Annotated in this window: 14 protein-coding genes and 1 tRNA gene; 11 read left to right on the top strand and 4 right to left on the bottom strand. The window is 72.4% G+C overall.

The window, feature by feature from the left end; translation table 11 throughout:
- Nucleotides 1-3: 3 nt before the first annotated feature.
- The 11 genes from ACIQ6Y_RS15610 to ACIQ6Y_RS15560 all read left to right on the top strand — a co-directional run bounded on the left by ACIQ6Y_RS15610 (nt 4) and on the right by ACIQ6Y_RS15560 (nt 9,672).
- Nucleotides 4-504, top strand: a complete 501-nt coding sequence (locus tag ACIQ6Y_RS15610; RefSeq protein WP_404038003.1) for a hypothetical protein — start codon at nt 4-6, stop codon at nt 502-504.
- 19 nt (nt 505-523) lie between these two features.
- Nucleotides 524-1,066 carry a plasmid transfer protein TraA gene (traA, locus tag ACIQ6Y_RS15605; RefSeq protein ID WP_404038000.1) on the top strand — a complete coding sequence of 181 codons (543 nt, stop codon included), beginning with the start codon at nt 524-526 and terminating at the stop codon, nt 1,064-1,066.
- 46 nt (nt 1,067-1,112) lie between these two features.
- Nucleotides 1,113-3,152, top strand: a complete 2,040-nt coding sequence (gene traB / locus ACIQ6Y_RS15600) for a plasmid transfer protein TraB (protein WP_404038385.1) — start codon at nt 1,113-1,115, stop codon at nt 3,150-3,152.
- 169 nt (nt 3,153-3,321) lie between these two features.
- Nucleotides 3,322-3,633, top strand: coding sequence for a hypothetical protein (locus ACIQ6Y_RS15595; RefSeq protein WP_404037998.1), 312 nt, complete (start codon nt 3,322-3,324; stop codon nt 3,631-3,633).
- Nucleotides 3,634-4,055: 422 nt separating this feature from the next.
- Nucleotides 4,056-4,505, top strand: a complete 450-nt coding sequence (ssb, locus tag ACIQ6Y_RS15590; RefSeq protein WP_404037995.1) for a single-stranded DNA-binding protein — start codon at nt 4,056-4,058, stop codon at nt 4,503-4,505.
- An 89-nt stretch (nt 4,506-4,594) separates the two neighbouring features.
- A complete protein-coding gene (locus tag ACIQ6Y_RS15585) occupies nt 4,595-5,287 on the top strand; it encodes a class I SAM-dependent methyltransferase (RefSeq protein ID WP_404037992.1) in 693 nt (230 codons plus the stop codon).
- Nucleotides 5,284-6,222 carry a bifunctional DNA primase/polymerase gene (locus ACIQ6Y_RS15580; RefSeq protein ID WP_404037989.1) on the top strand — a complete coding sequence of 313 codons (939 nt, stop codon included), beginning with the start codon at nt 5,284-5,286 and terminating at the stop codon, nt 6,220-6,222. The genes ACIQ6Y_RS15585 and ACIQ6Y_RS15580 overlap by 4 nt, the downstream gene beginning before the upstream one ends.
- Nucleotides 6,219-6,635: a hypothetical protein gene (locus ACIQ6Y_RS15575; RefSeq protein ID WP_404037986.1), complete on the top strand. Its 417-nt coding sequence runs from the start codon at nt 6,219-6,221 to the stop codon at nt 6,633-6,635. The genes ACIQ6Y_RS15580 and ACIQ6Y_RS15575 overlap by 4 nt, the downstream gene beginning before the upstream one ends.
- The gene (locus tag ACIQ6Y_RS15570; protein WP_404037983.1) at nt 6,632-7,792 is read left to right on the top strand and encodes a DUF3631 domain-containing protein; all 1,161 of its coding nucleotides are present in this window, start codon (nt 6,632-6,634) and stop codon (nt 7,790-7,792) included. The genes ACIQ6Y_RS15575 and ACIQ6Y_RS15570 overlap by 4 nt, the downstream gene beginning before the upstream one ends.
- A 232-nt stretch (nt 7,793-8,024) precedes the next feature.
- Nucleotides 8,025-8,228, top strand: a complete 204-nt coding sequence (locus ACIQ6Y_RS15565; RefSeq protein ID WP_404037980.1) for a helix-turn-helix domain-containing protein — start codon at nt 8,025-8,027, stop codon at nt 8,226-8,228.
- A 58-nt stretch (nt 8,229-8,286) separates the two neighbouring features.
- Entirely contained in the window at nt 8,287-9,672 is a 1,386-nt protein-coding gene (locus ACIQ6Y_RS15560; protein ID WP_404037978.1) for a tyrosine-type recombinase/integrase, read from the top strand.
- 44 nt (nt 9,673-9,716) lie between these two features.
- On the opposite strand, the gene ACIQ6Y_RS15555 is transcribed toward ACIQ6Y_RS15560, so the two are convergent.
- The 4 genes from ACIQ6Y_RS15555 to tmk form a co-directional block, all read right to left on the bottom strand.
- Nucleotides 9,717-9,793: transfer RNA gene (locus tag ACIQ6Y_RS15555), tRNA-Thr, on the bottom strand.
- Between the two features lie 108 nt (nt 9,794-9,901).
- On the bottom strand, nt 9,902-11,503 hold the full coding sequence (locus ACIQ6Y_RS15550) for an alpha/beta hydrolase (RefSeq protein ID WP_404037975.1): 1,602 nt from the start codon (nt 11,501-11,503) through the stop codon (nt 9,902-9,904).
- 107 nt (nt 11,504-11,610) lie between these two features.
- The gene (locus ACIQ6Y_RS15545) at nt 11,611-12,816 is read right to left on the bottom strand and encodes a DNA polymerase III subunit delta' (protein WP_404037972.1); all 1,206 of its coding nucleotides are present in this window, start codon (nt 12,814-12,816) and stop codon (nt 11,611-11,613) included.
- Nucleotides 12,817-13,068: 252 nt separating this feature from the next.
- Nucleotides 13,069-16,350 carry a dTMP kinase gene (gene tmk, locus ACIQ6Y_RS15540; RefSeq protein ID WP_404037969.1) on the bottom strand — a complete coding sequence of 1,094 codons (3,282 nt, stop codon included), beginning with the start codon at nt 16,348-16,350 and terminating at the stop codon, nt 13,069-13,071.

The following is a 16,350-nucleotide window of genomic DNA, read 5'->3' as shown; positions in this document are numbered from 1 at the left end:
GCTGTGTCCAGTCGTACCCGTGCCCGCGGCGTGAAGACGGCCGCGGGTGTTCACACCGTTCAGATCCCTCGCCAGCGCGGCCGGCGCGGCGCGCAGCCGTTCGTGATCGTCGTCCCCGAACGGCCCTCCTTCACCCGCGAGGCACTCGGCTTCGCCGGCCGCGCGCTGTGGAAGGGCCGCCGCGCACTCGCCCCGACCAGTCTCGGCCTGGTGGCCCTGGTCGTGACCGGCCTGCTGCACCTGCTGGGCTGGTGGTCGGGGCTGGTGCTCGCACCGCTCGCCGTGGCCCCGCTGGTCTGGCTCGGCCTCGTCCAGCGCCGCCGCCCCGGTCGTCTTTCCACGCTGGCCTGGCGCATCGGTCTGGCCGTGCTCGCCACGGTCGCATTCACCTGGGCGGCGCTGGCCGCCACGTTCGGCCCGCTCGCCGGGCCGCTGCCCCTGGTCTGGCTGCTCGTGCTGATCTCCGCCCAGACCGGCTGGCTCATCATCCGCCGCACCCGCTGACCTGAGGAGACGGATTCTGATGGCAACCCCGACCCGTAACAGCCGCGGCGGGCGCAACAGCGGCGACAAGGGCAACAAGTTCGCCAACGCCGGCGCCGCCGCCGGCGGTTTCGTCGGCGCGCTCGGCGGCTCGTTCGTCCCGCCGGTCAACGTCACCGTGAACAACAACAAGAACAGCTCCCGCAGCGGCGGTGGCCGTCCGCACGCGGAGGCGCTGCTGCCGGCTCCGGAGTTCGGCTCGCCGGCGCAGGTGCGGCAGTACTGCAACACCCTGCGGGCCGCGGCCGTGACCCTGTCGATCGAAGTCGCGATGGGCGCCGAGATCCTCAAGGGCGTGCTCGCCGCGGTTCCGGACCCGGAGGGGCGGACGTTCGGCTCCCGCATCCGGGCGCAGAAGGTGGCCCGCAAGATGCAGCGCTCCGCGGACGCGCTGCGGGACGCGGCGAAGAACGCCGCCGCCTGCTACTCGGTCTTCCAGCAGGAGTTCGAGGAGGAGATCAACCGCGTCCGTCACCGTGCCCGGCGCCCCACGCAGCCGGTCATGAACTGGCACCAGCAGTAGAAGGGACCAGCCGATGACCAGCAGCAACGGCAGGCGGCGAACCCGCATGGACCACTTGGGGAACGGACTCGTGGCTACCTACACCGTGCCGGAGGGCGAGCCCTCCGGCGGCACGATCAGCGCCTACCTCCTGCACCGGGCAAAGCCGCACCTTCCGCCGTGGCTCGGCTGGGGCGCCACCGGCCTGGCCGGAGCGCTCGCACACACGCGGTGGGCCGAGAGCGCCGCCGCCGGCGTTGGCCTCACCCTCGCCTCCGTGGCCCTGACCGGGGCCACGTGGTGGGCGGGCAAGGGCACCAGCCAGCAACGGCGCCTGCACTCGGCCATCACCGTGGCCGCGGGCTCGGCCTGGCTCACCGGCGCCTCGCTCGCCGGTTTCACGGCCGGGCCGCTCGATGACCTGTACCTGATGGGCGGCCCGGCGTTGGCGCTGTCGTGGAACGTGCGCATGATCCTGCGCCACAACGTCGACGGGGGCACCGGCGACGGCGCGGACAAGGGCCTGATGGAGAAGATCGGGCTCGCGCGTGCGCAGCTCGGTGCGGCGAAGGTGGAGCCCAACCGGGTCACCGCCCGCGTCGCGCTGGAACCGGGTGAGCAGACCCACGACGACGCCACCAAAGCCTTGGGGCGGCTCGCGTCCGCGCTGGACCTGCCGACCTCCGCCGTTCGCTACACCCCGGACGCGGACTCCTCGCGGCGCGGTGAGTTCGTGATCGTGCCGGAGGACATGCTGGCCGAGGTGGCGGAGTGGGAGGGGCCGTCTAACCTGGGCGGCTCCATCACCGAGCCCCTGGTCATCGGCCGGTACGACGACGGCTCGCCGCTGGTCATGTGGCTGCCCGGCGACCCGGACTCGGGCCGCAACTCCACCCACGGGCTGATCGCGGGAGGCACCGGCTCAGGCAAGGGCGACGCCGCCCTGAACCTCCTGACCGAGATCCTGTCCCGCACCGACGTGATCGTGTGGTTCTCCGACCCCAAGGCATTCCAGGACTTCGCACCCCTGCGGCCCGGCCTGGACTGGGACGCGGAGGGCGGCACCGAAACCGAGGTACTGGTCGCAGCCGTGGAGGCCGTCATCCCCGCGCGCACTCGGTGGTTGGGCGTGCACGGCTACCGCCAGTGGGTCGCGCAGGCCGCGCAGCAGCAGAACGACCCTGAGCACTCCTGCCGCGGCGACGGGCGGGCGTGCGGCTGCGAGGGCATGCCGTTCCTGGTCGCCTGGTTCGAGGAGGCCGCCAACACCCTGCGCAACCTCGGTGACGACGCATTCACCGGCATCGCGCAAGAGGCCCGCGCCGCCGGGATCTCGCTGATCGTGTCGCTCCAGCGGCCCTCCTACGACCAGATGTCCACCTCCACCCGCGCTTCCCTGCCGTCCGTGATCGCGCTCGGCTGCGACGCACGCGATGAGGGGTTCGTCCTGCCGGACGAGGTCCTCGCGCAGGGCGCCCACCCGGGCGCGTGGGGCAACCGGCGGCCCGGCTACTGCTACGTCGTCTCACCCGGCATCTCCGAGGACCGCTACGCCTCACCGGGCCGCACCTTCCGCTTCACCCACCGCGCCGTGCCGGTCATGGAACTGCTCGCCGTCTGGGCCCAGCGCAACGGCGCGACCGCCGACCCGGTCACTGCGGGCGCCGCCGCCAGCGTCGCCGGCAACGCCTACACCGGCCGGACCAACTCCAGCACCCCGCAGCCGACGGCGCTGAGGGCCGTCGATCAGGAGGACGGCATGGACCATGGCGGACTGCTGGTCGACCCCGAGGACGCAGGCATCGACCCGGAAGCCGAACTCCCCGACGCGCAAGACGGCGACGATGCCCCGATCTTCGGTCAGAACACCGGCCGCAAGCCGTCCCCGGAAGAGGCCCGGCGTCTCTTCGCCGATGCGCTCGCCGAGTTCGAGAGCGAGGGCCGGATGATCGTGGGCCCGGTCGACTTCATGGACTGGTGCGACCGGCACAACCTCTCCCGCCCGTGGGTCTCCGCCCGGCTGAAGGAAGCCGCCGAGCAGGGCCGGTTGGAGGCGACGAACACGACTGGCCGGTGGCGCATCGTCCCCGCCCTGACGGCCGCCTGACGCCTGACACCGTCACGGTCCCCTGACACCCAAACCCCTAGGCAAACCCGCTGTCAGAAACGCCTGACGCCCCAGCGTGACACCCCTGACACCCGCGCCTGGCACTCACCCGCGCGGGCCCGCACCCGCGCCGGTGCGGCCCCGCGCGGCTCACCCGAGGGAGGCACTCATGCCCCACCGAGACCCGCCCGGAATCGTCGCCCCACACATTCCCGCCGACGCCTACCGCCGGGCGGAGAGCACCGGCGCCCCGGTCGTGATCGTCGTCCACACCGCCGCCCCGACCGGCCGGCCCCTGCGCCACTTCCTCTACCCGATCGCCGTCGCGACCGCCGGCGCGGTTGGGGTGTTCGCCACCGTGGCCGCGCTGCTCGCCCTGCTCGACTTCGCCGCGCACACCGCCGTTGCCATCGCCGGCGCGACCGGCCCGCTCGGTGTCGGCGGCATCAGCCTCAAACTCACCCGCTCCAAAGGCTCATGACCCGCCGCGCGCGGCTCCCGGCCGGCGCGCAACGGGGGACGCCTGCGCCGGATCACCGATGCTGCTCCGGCCCCACCGCCCACCAGCCAAACTTTCCCACCCCAGCGATGGAGCAGAGGGGCAGCAGAGGGGATGTCAGACCCCCGACCACGCAAAAGCGGGCCCCTCACCTGCATAAACGCCCGCCGCCCCGAACGGCTCGCGCAACAGATATCGCAACCTTTGTCGCATCACTAGGCGCAACAGATAGCGCAAGAGATGTCGCAACAAACCTTCCGGCCACGGCGCAAACCCGCCGCTGTGCGGCGCTGGCAACGTCGCCAACGATCAGGCGAGCGACAGCACCTGCTCAGAGGTCGTCCGCCTCGCCTGCTCTTCACCGCCAACCACCGGACCCACCACGCCCGAAAGCGAGTGATCCCATGTCGTTCGGAGAGACCCCGATCACCCTCGTCGGCAACCTGACCGACGACCCGGAACTGAAGATCACCGACTCCGGCACCGCCCTGGCCCGGTTCACGATCGCCGTCACCCCGCGCACCTTCGACCGTGCGTCGAACCAGTGGAAGGACGGCACCACCGCGTTCTACCGGTGCGCCGCCTGGCGCACCCTCGCCGAACACGTCACCGACAGCTTCGGCAAGGGCTCCCGCGTCGTCGCCACCGGCCGGATGCGCCAGCACGACTGGAAGACCCCCGAGGGCGAGAACCGCAGCATGCTCGCCGTCGAGGTAGACGACATCGGAGCGTCCGTCCGCTTCACCACCGTCCAGATCAACGGCAAGCGGCGCGCGTCCAACGGCCCGGCCGGCAGCGACCCGTGGAACACCGGGGACAACCCCACCGAGCCGGGCAACGAACCCCCGTTCTAGCTACGCCAAGGGCGGCCCCCGCATCTCGCCAAAGAACCGGGGCCGCCCTTGTCCACCTGTCCTCATCAGACCTGTGGAGGTCTCCCAGCATGACCCAACCTGCCCTCATCCGGCGAGTGCGCGGCCGACGGCCGCGGCTGCTGGACCTGTTCTGCTGCCAGGGCGGCGCGGCCAAGGGCTACGACGACGCCGGTTTCGACGTGACCGGCGTCGACAAGGACCCCCAGCCCCGCTACCCGTTCCGGTTCGTCCAGGCCGACGCGATCGAGTTCGTCATCGCGCATGGGGCGGAGTTCGACTTCATCCACGCCTCATGTCCTTGCCAGCACGACAGCGACTGCCAGCGCCTCCAGGGCAACAACCACCCGGACCTGATCGCCCCCACCCGCGCCGCCCTGGAAGCCACCGGGCGGCCGTGGTTGATCGAGAACGTCAGGGGTGCGCGGCCCAAGCTCCGTGATCCGGTGATGCTGTGCGGACCCATGTTCGGCGTGGCCACGTACCGGCACCGGTACTTCGAGCCCGGCGGAGGCTTCCGCCTCACCCAGCCCGAGCATCCCGCCCACACCGTGCCGCAGGCGAAGATGGGCCGCCCTGTCCCGCCCGGCCACTACGGGCAGTTCGTCGGCAACTTCTCCGGAGTCGACCTCGCCCGGCAGGTGATGGGCGTGCCGTGGATGAACCGCGACGGCATCCGCGAGTGCATCCCGCCCGCCTACACCCAGTGGATCGGCCGCACTGCCCTCACCCAGCTCGCGCCCGCGCTGGAGGTGGCGGCATGAGCCTGATCAACGTCACCAGCACGCCTCTGGTCGACCTCAGCACGCTCCACCTGTTGGCCGCCGCGCTGTGCTCCGCCGAACGCGGCTGGCCCGTCATCCCGTTGCACCCCGGCACCAAGCGCCCGGCCGGGCACCCGGAACGCTCCTGCCCCAGCACCGGACGCTGCGCCGAGGGCCACCGCACACCCGAGCAGCGCGCCACGACCGACCCGGAGTTGATCCAGGCGGCATGGGCGCGCACCGCGTACAACGTGGGGATTGCCACCGGTCCGGCCGGGTTGCTGGTGGTGGATCTGGACGTGTGCAAGCCGGGAGACGAAGAAGGAGCGCCTGACGGCGCCGCTTCTTTGGCAGCGCTCTGCGAGCGCGCCGGCGAGACGCTTCCGCCCACTTACCAGGTGCGGACTCCGAGCGGGGGCCGCCACCTGTACTTCACCGCCCCGCCCGGCGGGCGCCTGCCCAACAGCGTCAACCGGCTCGGCCCGCACATCGACACCCGGGCATGCGGCGGGTACGTCGTCGCGCCCGGTAGCACCACCCCCGAGGGCGCGTACGAAGTGCTTGACGAGGCCCCGGTCGCAGCGCTGCCGCACTGGCTCACCTCACTTCTGATCGAGCCAGCCGCGGCCGCCAACGTGGCGCCCGCCCCGTTGCTCATCCATGAGTCGGTCACTCGCCGGGCCCGGGTGGCGCTGGAGCGGGAGGTGGCCGCGGTCGCCGGGACCGGCGAGGGAGGCCGGAACCAGCGGCTGTTGGAGGGCGCCCGCGCGCTGGGCCGGCTCGTCGCATGGGGCGAGATCCCCCGTGATGTGGTGGAGCAGGCGTTTCAGGCGGGGGGAGAGACGGCCGGACTGCCCGCGTCCGAGTGCCGCGCCACCATCCGCAGCGCCCTGGACTGGTCGATCCGCACGTGCCGGCCCAGGGACGCCGCGTGACCCCCCGCCCTGAAAAGCCCACCCGAACCGCTTCCCCGCCTCCGCGCCCGACCGGGCCCGACTCCCAGGGGAGCCGTGGCACGAAGAGCGACGGCCGACAGGCCGTCCTTTCAGCTCTTCACCCCGCCACGCACCCGCCCGGCCGCCCGCAGCCGAGCCCGGACGACCCCACGCCGCAACGGCCAGGCATCCGCATCTACGCCCCGCCGGTCTACCGCCACCACTACGACGGCGCCCGCTGGTCCAAGCGATACGGCGACACCCCCACCGCCGCCTACGCCTGCGGCTGCGGCGAGACCCGCACCGCCCGCGGCCAGGACGACGTGGCCGACCTGGTCGCCGACTACGACGCCCACAGGCACTTCTGCACCGGCACTCCCGCCCCGCGCACCGAAAGGAGGATCGCCGCATGACCGACACCACCACGCCCACCCCGTCCCTCGACGGCGCTGCCCTGCTCAACGAGGTCGAAGCGTTCCACCGCCGCTTCAATGTCTTCCCCACCGAGGCCGCGTACGTGGCCGTCACACTGTGGGACGCGCACGCGCACCTGTTGGACGCGTTCGAGTCCACCCCGCGGCTCGCGTTCCTCTCCCCGGAGCCGGGCTCGGGCAAGACGCGGGCGCTGGAGATCTGCGGCACCCTCGTGCCGCAGCCCATGGTGGCCGTCAACGCCTCACCCGCCGCCCTGTTCCGGGCCGTCTCGGGGATGGAGTCCGGCCGGCCCACGATCCTGTTCGACGAGATCGACACCGTCTTCGGCCCCAAGGCCAAGGACAATGAAGAACTGCGCGGCCTGCTCAACGCCGGCCACCGCCGAACGGGCGTCTCCTACCGCTGCGTCGGGGACGGCGGCAACCAGACTGTGCAAGCCTTCCCGTCCTACGCCGCGGTCGCCGTCGCCGGTCTCGGCTGGCTGCCGGACACGATCCTGACCCGCTCGGTCATCATCCGCATGCGCCGCCGCGCCCCGAACGAGACCGTGGAATCCTTCCGCAGCCGCCTCCACGAGCCCGAGGGCCGCGCCCTGCGCGAGCGCCTGGCGGCATGGGCGGACACCGTCCGCGAGCGGCTGCAGGATGCCTTCCCCGAAATGCCCGATGGGGTCTCCGACCGACCCGCGGACGTGTGGGAGCCCCTGCTGGCCATCGCCGACGCGGCCGGCGGAGAGTGGCCCGAGCGCGCCCGCGAGGCGTGCGTCGAACTGGTCGCCGCGGCCACGGCCGGCGACAAAGCGTCCCTGGGCATCCGGTTGTTGACCGACTTGCGCGACGTTGTGTTCAACGGCGCCGACCGGATGCCCACCGCGCAGATTCTCGCCGCGCTCAATGCCATGGACGACGCGCCGTGGGCCGACATGGGCGGCAAGCCGCTCGACTCCCGGCAACTCGCCAAGCGGCTCGGGGAGTACGTCACCGCCGACAACACCCCCATCAAGGCCCGCAACATCCGCACAGGCGCTGGCGTCGTCAAGGGCTACTACGCAGCCGACCTGTATGACGCGTGGAAGCGGTACTGCCCCGCGCCCAAGGGGCCCGAGTCCGCTACACCCGCCACGGACGCCGACTGATCACCGTCTGACCTGCGGAAACGGCGTAGCGGCTGTTACCCACGTAACCCGCTACGCCCCCGCTACTGACACCGGAAAGCCGCTACAGCACCCGAGCGTGTAGCGGCCCCATCCGCTACACGCGGCCCCACCGCTACGCCGAAAACAGGCTCTGAGCTGCGACGTAGCACCCGTGGCGCATGTAGCGGACTTCCAGGGCATGCCAGACAGCCCCACCCGAGGAGACACCCGGATGAGCACAGCCACCGCTGCGCCTGTGGACCGGCTTCTCTACACGCCGGAAGAGGCCGCCGAAGCACTCGCCATTGGCCGCTCGACCCTCTACGAGCTGATGGCCGAAGGAGTCCTGAAGTACATCAAGTTGGGCCGCAGCCGCCGCATCCGGCGGACGGACCTTGAGCACTACGTGGCGAGCCTCGCCCCGATCGCCCACTGACCAGCGTCACCGAGGCGGCCCCGAATTCATCGGGGCCGCCTCCCGCATGGAGGAGTGCATGAGCCCCCGCAAAGCGAATATGGAATCGTCCATCTACCTGGGCAGTGACGGCTGGTTTCACGGCCGCGTCACGATGGGCGTCAAGGACGATGGCAGTCCCGACCGACGCCACCGCCGGGCGCGGACCGAGACGGAAATCAAGCGCAAGGTCCGGGAACTGGAAGACCTACGCGACAAGGGACGCGCGCCCAAGGCCGGACGCAAGCCGACCGTAGAGCAGTGGATGACCACATACCTGACCGATATCGCGTCCTTGAAGCTCAAGCCGCGCTCCCTGGACGACTACTGGTCCAAGACCAGGAACGACATCATCCCCGGTATCGGCAAACACCGGCTCGACAAGCTTCAGCCGGAGCACTTGGAGCGGATGTACCGCGTCATGCTCGATGAGGGACACGCGCCGTCGCACGTGCTCAAGGTGCACCGCATCCTGTCGCGCGCCCTGAAGATCGCACACCGCCGCCGTCTGATCGTCGAAAACGTGGCCACCCTCGTCGACCCACCCACTGTCGACGAGACCGAGGCAAACCCGTTCACGACCGAGGAAGCCAAGGCGTTCCTGGAGGCCGCCGCCAAGCGCCCCACCTTCATGCGGTGGTGCGTCGGCGTCGGCATGGGCTTCAGACAGGGCGAGACCCTGGGCTTGAGGTGGCCGTACGTCGACTTCGACAACGAGCTTTTCCATCCCGAATGGCAGCTTCAGCGCCTTACGTGGCGGCACGGCTGCACAGACCCGCACGCATGCGGCGACAAGTTCCACCGGTTCGAGCCGTGCCCGCCGGAATGCAGGACCCACAAGAACTACAAGCGCGGCTGCCCGAAGCCGTGCCCGAAAGACTGCACGAGTCACGCCCGAGCGTGCCCGGAACGCAAAGGCGGCGGCTTGGTCTTCACCCGGCCCAAGACCAAGAAGAGCCGGAACGCCGTGCCTATCCCGCCGCCGTTCATCCCCTACCTCCGCGAGCACAAGGCGCAGCAGGACGCAGCACGCGCCGAAGCAGGGGACGCGTGGGAGGAACACAAGCTGGTCTTCACCCGCCCGGACGGCCGCCCTCTGGACCCTCGCCAGGACTGGGAAGAGTTCAAGGAGCTGTTGGCGGAAGCCGGGATCGACGACCGGCGCCTGTACGACGGGAGCCGTCACACCGCCGGCACGATCCTGAACGAACTCGGGGTCGACATGCCCACGATCATGGAGATCCTCCGGCACACCCAGATCAGTCAGACCCGGCGGTACGTGAAGGGCAGATCCCACCTTTCGAAGGACGCCATGCGTCGCATGGGAGACGCCTTCATGCCCCGCCCGGAACCCGCGACTGAGACCAGAACTGAGACCGAGGACAGCCGGGCAGCCCGCGCGCTGCGCCGTCGCCGCATCCGCTGAACGAGAAAACCCCAGGTCAGAGAGATTCTGTCCTGGGGTTCCAGTGGAGCCGCCTTCGGGATTCGAACCCGAGACCTACGCATTACGAGTGCGTTGCTCTGGCCATCTGAGCTAAGGCGGCGCGCTGTCCGCACTATGGTGCGATCAGCAACGTCGGTAAGTCTACACAGTTTCCCGGGGTGCTTCGTACCGCCCCCGGAGCAGGGGACTCCGGGGCGGGTGGCAGTGCTTATGAGCAGCGCTTTTGGTCCGTGGGCGGGGTGCCGCGGAGGAGGTAGGCGTTGATCGTGGAGTCGATGCAGGCGCTGCCGCGGCCGTACGCCGTGTGGCCGTCGCCGTCGTAGGTGAGCAGGCGGGCGGAGGAGAGCTGGCCGGCGAGGGAGCGGGCCCAGCGGTAGGGGGTGGCCGGGTCGCGGGTGGTGCCGACCACGACGATGGGCGCGGCGCCCTTCGCCTCGATGCGGTGCGGCTCACCGGTCGGGGCGACCGGCCAGTACGCGCACGTCAGTGCGGCCCAGGCGAGGCCCTTGCCGAAGACCGGGGAGGCCTTCTCGAAGGCGCCGAGCGACTCGCGCACCTTCTCGGGGCCGTCGAAGGCGGGCGGCAGGTCGAGGCAGTTCACGGCGGCGTTGGCGTACATCAGGTTCGAGTAGTCGCCGTCGGCGTCCCGCTCGTAGTAGCTGTCGGAGAGCATCAGCAGGCCCGCGCCGTCGCGCTCTTCCATCGCCGACGTCAGCGCCTCGCGCAACTGCTCCCAGCTGCTCTCGTCGTACATCGCCGCGATCACCCCGGTGGTGGCGAGCGACTCGCCGAGCCGGCGCCCGTCGGCGTCACCGGCGGGAATCGGCCGCGCGTCGAGCTTCCCGAAGAACTCCTTCAACGTGCGCCCCGCCTGCTCGGGCGTCGTGCGCGGGCCGCCGAGCGGGCAGTCCGGCTGCCGCACGCAGTCCTTCACGAACGCCCGGAACGCCGTCTCGAAACCCGCCGTCTGATCCAGGCTCAGCCGCCGCGCGGGCAGCGACGGGTCCATCGCGCCGTCCAGCACCAGCCGCCCGGCCCGCTCCGGGAACAGCCCGGCGTACGTCGCCCCGAGGAACGTCCCGTACGACGCCCCCACATAGGTGAGCTTCTGGTCGCCCAGCACCGCCCGCACGATGTCCATGTCCCGCGCCGCCTCGACGGTGGACAGATGCCGCAGCAACCGCGGCGCGTCCGCCCCGCAGCCCTCCGCGAACTTCTTGTACGCGTCGACGAGCGCGTCCACCTCCTTGTCGTCGTCGGGCGTGACGTCCGTCTGCGTGTACGTGTCCATGTCCCGCCCGTCCAGGCACTCGACGGGCTCGCTGCGGGCCACGCCCCGCGGGTCCACGGCCACCATGTCGTAGCGGGACCGGACCTCGGCCGGGTAGCCGATCCCCGCGTACGCCTGGAGGTAACCGACCGCGGAGCCGCCCGGCCCGCCCGGGTTCACCAGCAGCGAGCCCAGCCGCTCCCCCGGCCCCGTCGCCTTCTTACGGGCCACCGCGAGCCGGATGTCGCCCCGGTCCGGCTCGGCGTAGTCCAGCGGCGCCTTGACCGTGGTGCACTGAAAACCCGGCACCCCGCAGGCGCGCCAGCTCAGCCGCTGCCCGTAGTAGGGCGCCAGCGCGGCCGGCGTGGCCTCGGGCAGGGCCGCCAGCTCGGCCCGCGCCGCCGCGGTGGACGTACCCGACACGCTGCCCGAGGAGCAGGCGGACACGAGCAGCGCGGCTGCGGCGAACAGACCCGCGGCGGTACGGGACCTGCGGTGCGCGGCGGTACGGGAACTGCGGACGGGGCGCCTTGAGTGCATCCACCGAGCGTAACTGCAAGCGATCACGCAGATGCTCTCCGTGTCCGCTGTGCCCCGGACGAGTTACCGGCGTCAACCAGGGTCGACGCCCTCCCCGGCGGGAGAGGTCAGCCGGATCTGAGTGCCATCGTCATCGCCTCCACCGCCAGCAGAGGCGCCACATTGCGGTCGAGCGCGTCGCGGCACGCGCTGATGGCCTCGATACGGCGCAGGGTGGACTCCGGGGTGCCGGAACGGGCCAGCCGCTCCAGGACGTCCTCGGCGTCGGTGTTGGCCAGGGCCACCCGCGAGCCCAGCTGGAGGGCGAGGACGTCGCGGTAGAAGGCGGTGAGGTCGGTCAGAGCCAGGTCGAGGCTGTCGCGCTGGGTGCGCGTTCTGCGGCGCTTCTGCTTGTCCTCCAGGTCCTTCATCACCCCGGCCGTGCCGCGCGGCATCCGGCCGCCCTGGGCCGCGCCCAGCGCCGCCTTCAGTTCCTCGGTCTCCTTGCCGTCGAGCTCCTCGGCGAGCTGCTTGGCGTCCTCGGCGGCGGCGTCGACCAGCTCCTGCGCGGCCCTGAGCGCGCCGCCGACGTCCTCGACGCGCAGCGGCAGCTTCAGCACCGCGGCCCGGCGCTCCCGCGCGGCGGGGTCGGTGGCCAGGCGGCGGGCCCGGTCGACATGGCCCTGGGTGGCGCGGGACACGGCGGCGGCGACCTCGGGCTCGATGCCCTCGCGCCGTACGAGCATGTCGGCCACCGCCTCCACCGACGGCGTGCGCAGGTTCAGGTGGCGGCAGCGGGAGCGGATGGTGGGCAGGACGTCCTCCAGGGAGGGCGCGCACAGCAGCCACACCGTGCGTGGGGCGGGCTCCTCCACCGCCTTCAGGACGGCGTTCGCCGACTTCTCGTTCAGCCGCTCGGCGTCCTCGACGAGGATGACCTGCCAGCGGCCGTTCGCCGGCGACGTGAACGACTTGCGGACCGTGTCGCGCATGTCGTCGGCGAGGATCTGCGTGCCCACGGCGGCGACCGTGGTGACGTCGGCGTGCGTGCCGATGAGTGCGGTGTGGCAGCCGTCGCAGAACCCGCAGCCGGGGACCCCGCCGAGGGCGCGGTCGGGGCTCACGCACTGCAGGGCCGCGGCGAACGCCCGCGCCGTCTGCGTACGGCCCGCTCCGGGCGGGCCCGTGAACAGCCACGCGTGCGTCATCTTCGACGCCTCCGGCGGCGGAGCGTCGGTCGCGACCGCGGTGACCAGGGCGTCGGCGTCCCGGGCAGCGGCGGCGAGCTGCTCGCTCACCTTCTCCTGCCCGACCAGGTCGTCCCACACGGTCATGGGTCACCCCGCCCTTTCGTCACGCTTCGTGTTGCTGCCTCCATTGTGGGGGCACCCACTGACAACGGGTTCCGGCCCCGTCAGCGGCCCCCGCCGACGGGGTCGCGGCCAGAGCCACTGAGAGCGGGTCCCGGCAACGTCAGCGGCTCCCACCAACGGAGTCGGAGCCGGGGCCGACGCCCCGGGCGCCCGGCCCCGCCGAGTTCCGCCGCTTCATACAGAGCTCAGGGTTCAGGACTCACGGCACAGGGCTCAGCCCCGCCGCCCCCGGCCGCCACGGCCCCGGCCGCGGTCGTCGCGATCCGTCCCGTCCTCGTCGTCCCGCGGGCCCAGCAGCTCGTCCGCCAGCGTCGGCAGGTCGTCCAGCGGCGTCTCCTCGGCCCAGTCGGACCGCGGCCGCCGACGCGGCGCGCCCTCGGCGTCGACCTGCGGCAGCTCCCGCGTACGGCCCTGCGAGCCGTCCGGGCCTGCCCCCGACCGCTCGTCCCGGAAGAACCCCGGCGGCACCCGGTCCGCCGGATCCCCGCCCGGCACCTGCGGCAGCACAGCCGTCTCGTCCGCCGCGCCCGGCACGACGGGCGGCAGCACGGCCGTCTCGTCCGCGGCCCCTGGCGCCACCGGAGGCAGCACAGCCGTCTCGTCGGCCGCGCCCTGCGGCACCGGCGGCTGCGGCAGCTCCGCCGTCACCTCGGAGTCGGAAGCGGTGGAGGGGGCGGCCGAGGTGTCGGCACGGTCCGAGGGCTCGGCCTCGTCCCGCACGGGACGCAGTACAGCCGTGTCCTCAGTCGAACGCGCCGCAGGCGCCGAGCGTGCCGCACGCGCCTCCTCCGGCGTCACCACCGGCGTCGGCACGGTCACCGCCTCCGGCGAGCCGACCTGCGGCGCCGGTGCCGGGGCCGGTGCCGGTGTCTTGGGGCCGGCCGCCGCCGCGGCCGCGGCCTGTTCGGCGGCCCGGCGGGCCTGCTCGGCCTTCAGCAGGGCCTCCTCGGCCTTGCGCTGCTTCTCCAGGCGCCGTGCCTCGGCCTCGGCGTGCAGCCGGGCCTCCTCCTCGGCCTGCTTGCGGCGCCGTTCCTCCTCGGCCTTGCGGCGGGCCTCCGCCTCGGCCCGGGCCCGCTCCTCGGCGAGGAGACGCTGACGTTCCTCCTCGGCCCGCCTGTGTGCTTCCTCGGCGCGCTGCCGCGCCTCCTCCGCCTGCCGCTCGGCCTCGCGGCGCTGGGCCTCCTCCAGCTCGCGCCGCTTGCGCTCCTCCTCCTCGGCGCGCAGCTTGGCGAGCTGCTCCTGGCGCTCGCGCTCCAGGCGCTCCTCCTCGGCCTTGCGGGCGGCCTCTTCCTCGGCCTTCCTGCGGGCCTCCTCCTCGGCCTTGCGGCGCGCCTCCTCGCGGGCCTGGATCTCGGCCTCGGACAGCGGCAGCATCTGGTCCAGCCGGGCCCGGATCACGGTCGTGACGCCCTCGGGCTCCTGCCCGGCGTCCACGACGAGGTAGCGGCCGGGATCGGCGGCGGCCAGCGTGAGGAAACCGGAGCGCACGCGCGCGTGGAACTCGGCCGGCTCCGACTCCAGCCGGTCCGGCGCCTCGGTGAACCGCTCGCGCGCGGTCTCCGGCGACACGTCAAGGAGCACCGTCAGGTTCGGCACGAGCCCGTTAGTCGCCCAGCGCGAGATCCGTGCGATCTCGGTCGGGGACAGGTCACGGCCGGCGCCCTGGTAGGCCACCGAGGAGTCGATGTACCGGTCGGTGATCACGACAGCGCCGCGCTCCAGGGCGGGCCGTACGACGGTGTCGACGTGCTCCGCGCGGTCCGCCGCGTACAGCAGGGCCTCCGCGCGGTGCGACAGCCCGGCCGAGGACACGTCCAGCAGGATCGACCGCAGCCGCTTGCCGACGGGTGTGGCGCCCGGCTCGCGGGTGAGGACGACCTCGTGGCCCTTGGCCCTGATCCACTCGGCGAGCGCCTCGGCCTGGGTGGACTTCCCGGCGCCGTCACCGCCCTCCAGGGCGATGAAGAAGCCGGCCGCGGCGGGCGCCTGCACGGGGTCGTCGCCGCCGAGCAGCGCGTCCCTCAGGTCGTGGCGCAGCGGCACGCCGGAGCGGTCGTCGAGCTTGGCCAGCACCAGCGCGGCCACGGGCAGCAGCAGCGCGCCGACGAGCATCAGGGTGAAGGCGGCACCGCCGTGCGCGAACACGAACTTGCCGTTCTCCAGCCGGTGCGGCCCGATCAGCGCCGCCACCACGGGCGCGATCAGCACGCCGAGCGCCACGAAGACCCGGACCACCGCGTGCAGGTGCCCGGTCGTGCGCGTGCGGCGGGCCTCCTCGACCTCCTGGTCGAGCAGGGCGTGCCCGATGTTGGCGGCCATGCCCGCGCCGGCGCCCGCCAGGCCGACGATCAGCACCACGGTGGCGACGTCCGGGACGAGGCCCGCGGCCAGCAGCGCCACGCCGGTGAAGGCCGTCGCCAGCGCCAGCATGCGCCGCCGCGACAGGGAGACCAGCGCCTTGGGCGCCGTACGGATACCGACGACGACTCCGCCGGTCAGCGCCAGGACCAGCAGGCCGTACGTCACCGGACCGCCGCCCAGGTCCTTGGCGTGCAGCACCGACACGGCGACGGCGGCCGCCACCGCGCCCGCGACGGCGGCGCAGGTGAGAACCAGCAGCGGGAGCGCGCCGGTACGGCCCTTGTCGGCGCCCTCAGCGGTACGAGGACGGCGCAGCCCCTCCAGCGGCGACCGCGCGCGCGGGGTGCGCGTGGCAGGCAGCTCCAGGAAGACCACCACGGACAGGGAAGCGGCGAACAGCCCGGCCGCGACGTACGAAGCGAGCGCCGCCTGGTGCTGGGCGAACCAGTCGAGGCCCGAGCCGAGCAGGTTGTTCAGCAGGGCCGCGGCGACGAGCCCGGCGGCCGCGAGCGGGATCGCCACGAAGGACGTACGCAGCGAAAGACGGCGCAGGGCGTCCATGTGGTCGGGAAGCGGCCGTACGGTCGCGCCCTCCGGCGGCGGGGCGGGCAGCAACGCCGGGGCCGCACCCTCCCGGCACACCGTCCACAGGCGCTCGGCGACGCCGGTGAGGAAGACGGTGACGAGGAGGGCGGCCAGCGCGTTGTCCGGCGTCCAGTCGATCCACAGGGGGGCGACGATCAGCAGCGCCGCCCGCAGTCCGTCCGCACCGACCATGGTCCAACGGCGGTCGAGCGGGCCCTCCTGGGACGTGAGGGAGTTCAGCGGTCCGAGCAGGACCGCGCCGAACAGGAGCGTCGCGAGGACCCGCGCCGCGAAGACGGTCGCCACTGCGAACGCCACGCCCCGGTAGCCGCCGCCGAAGGAGCCTTCGGCGATCGCCGCCTGGAGCGCGAGTAGCACCAGTACCAGCAGGGCGAGGGTGTCGCCGACACCTCCCACCAGCTGGGCGCTCCACAGTCGCTTCAACTGGGGAGTGCGCAGCAGGGCGCGGACGGCGCGCTCGCGGGAGTCCGCGACCAGGGCATCGTCGGGGGCGGGGTGGTGGGCCGTTGGCTGCTCGGCTCGCGTCAT

The sequence above is a fragment of the Streptomyces sp. NPDC096205 genome (assembly GCF_044763135.1).
GTDB lineage: Bacteria > Actinomycetota > Actinomycetes > Streptomycetales > Streptomycetaceae > Streptomyces.
This window is presented reverse-complemented; position numbering and strand designations above follow the sequence as displayed.

Bases quoted from the DNA above. Each gene is read 5' to 3' on its own strand.
- ACIQ6Y_RS15550 (WP_404037975.1), bottom strand. From the start codon at position 11,503: ATGCACTCAAGGCGCCCCGTCCGCAGTTCCCGTACCGCCGCGCACCGC.
- ssb (WP_404037995.1), top strand. From the start codon at position 4,056: ATGTCGTTCGGAGAGACCCCGATCACCCTCGTCGGCAACCTGACCGAC.
- ACIQ6Y_RS15585 (WP_404037992.1), top strand. From the start codon at position 4,595: ATGACCCAACCTGCCCTCATCCGGCGAGTGCGCGGCCGACGGCCGCGG.
- ACIQ6Y_RS15565 (WP_404037980.1), top strand. From the start codon at position 8,025: ATGAGCACAGCCACCGCTGCGCCTGTGGACCGGCTTCTCTACACGCCG.
- ACIQ6Y_RS15570 (WP_404037983.1), top strand. From the start codon at position 6,632: ATGACCGACACCACCACGCCCACCCCGTCCCTCGACGGCGCTGCCCTG.
- ACIQ6Y_RS15560 (WP_404037978.1), top strand. From the start codon at position 8,287: ATGAGCCCCCGCAAAGCGAATATGGAATCGTCCATCTACCTGGGCAGT.
- ACIQ6Y_RS15595 (WP_404037998.1), top strand. From the start codon at position 3,322: ATGCCCCACCGAGACCCGCCCGGAATCGTCGCCCCACACATTCCCGCC.
- tmk (WP_404037969.1), bottom strand. From the start codon at position 16,350: ATGACGCGAGCCGAGCAGCCAACGGCCCACCACCCCGCCCCCGACGAT.
- traA (WP_404038000.1), top strand. From the start codon at position 524: ATGGCAACCCCGACCCGTAACAGCCGCGGCGGGCGCAACAGCGGCGAC.
- ACIQ6Y_RS15580 (WP_404037989.1), top strand. From the start codon at position 5,284: ATGAGCCTGATCAACGTCACCAGCACGCCTCTGGTCGACCTCAGCACG.
- traB (WP_404038385.1), top strand. From the start codon at position 1,113: ATGGACCACTTGGGGAACGGACTCGTGGCTACCTACACCGTGCCGGAG.
- ACIQ6Y_RS15545 (WP_404037972.1), bottom strand. From the start codon at position 12,816: ATGACCGTGTGGGACGACCTGGTCGGGCAGGAGAAGGTGAGCGAGCAG.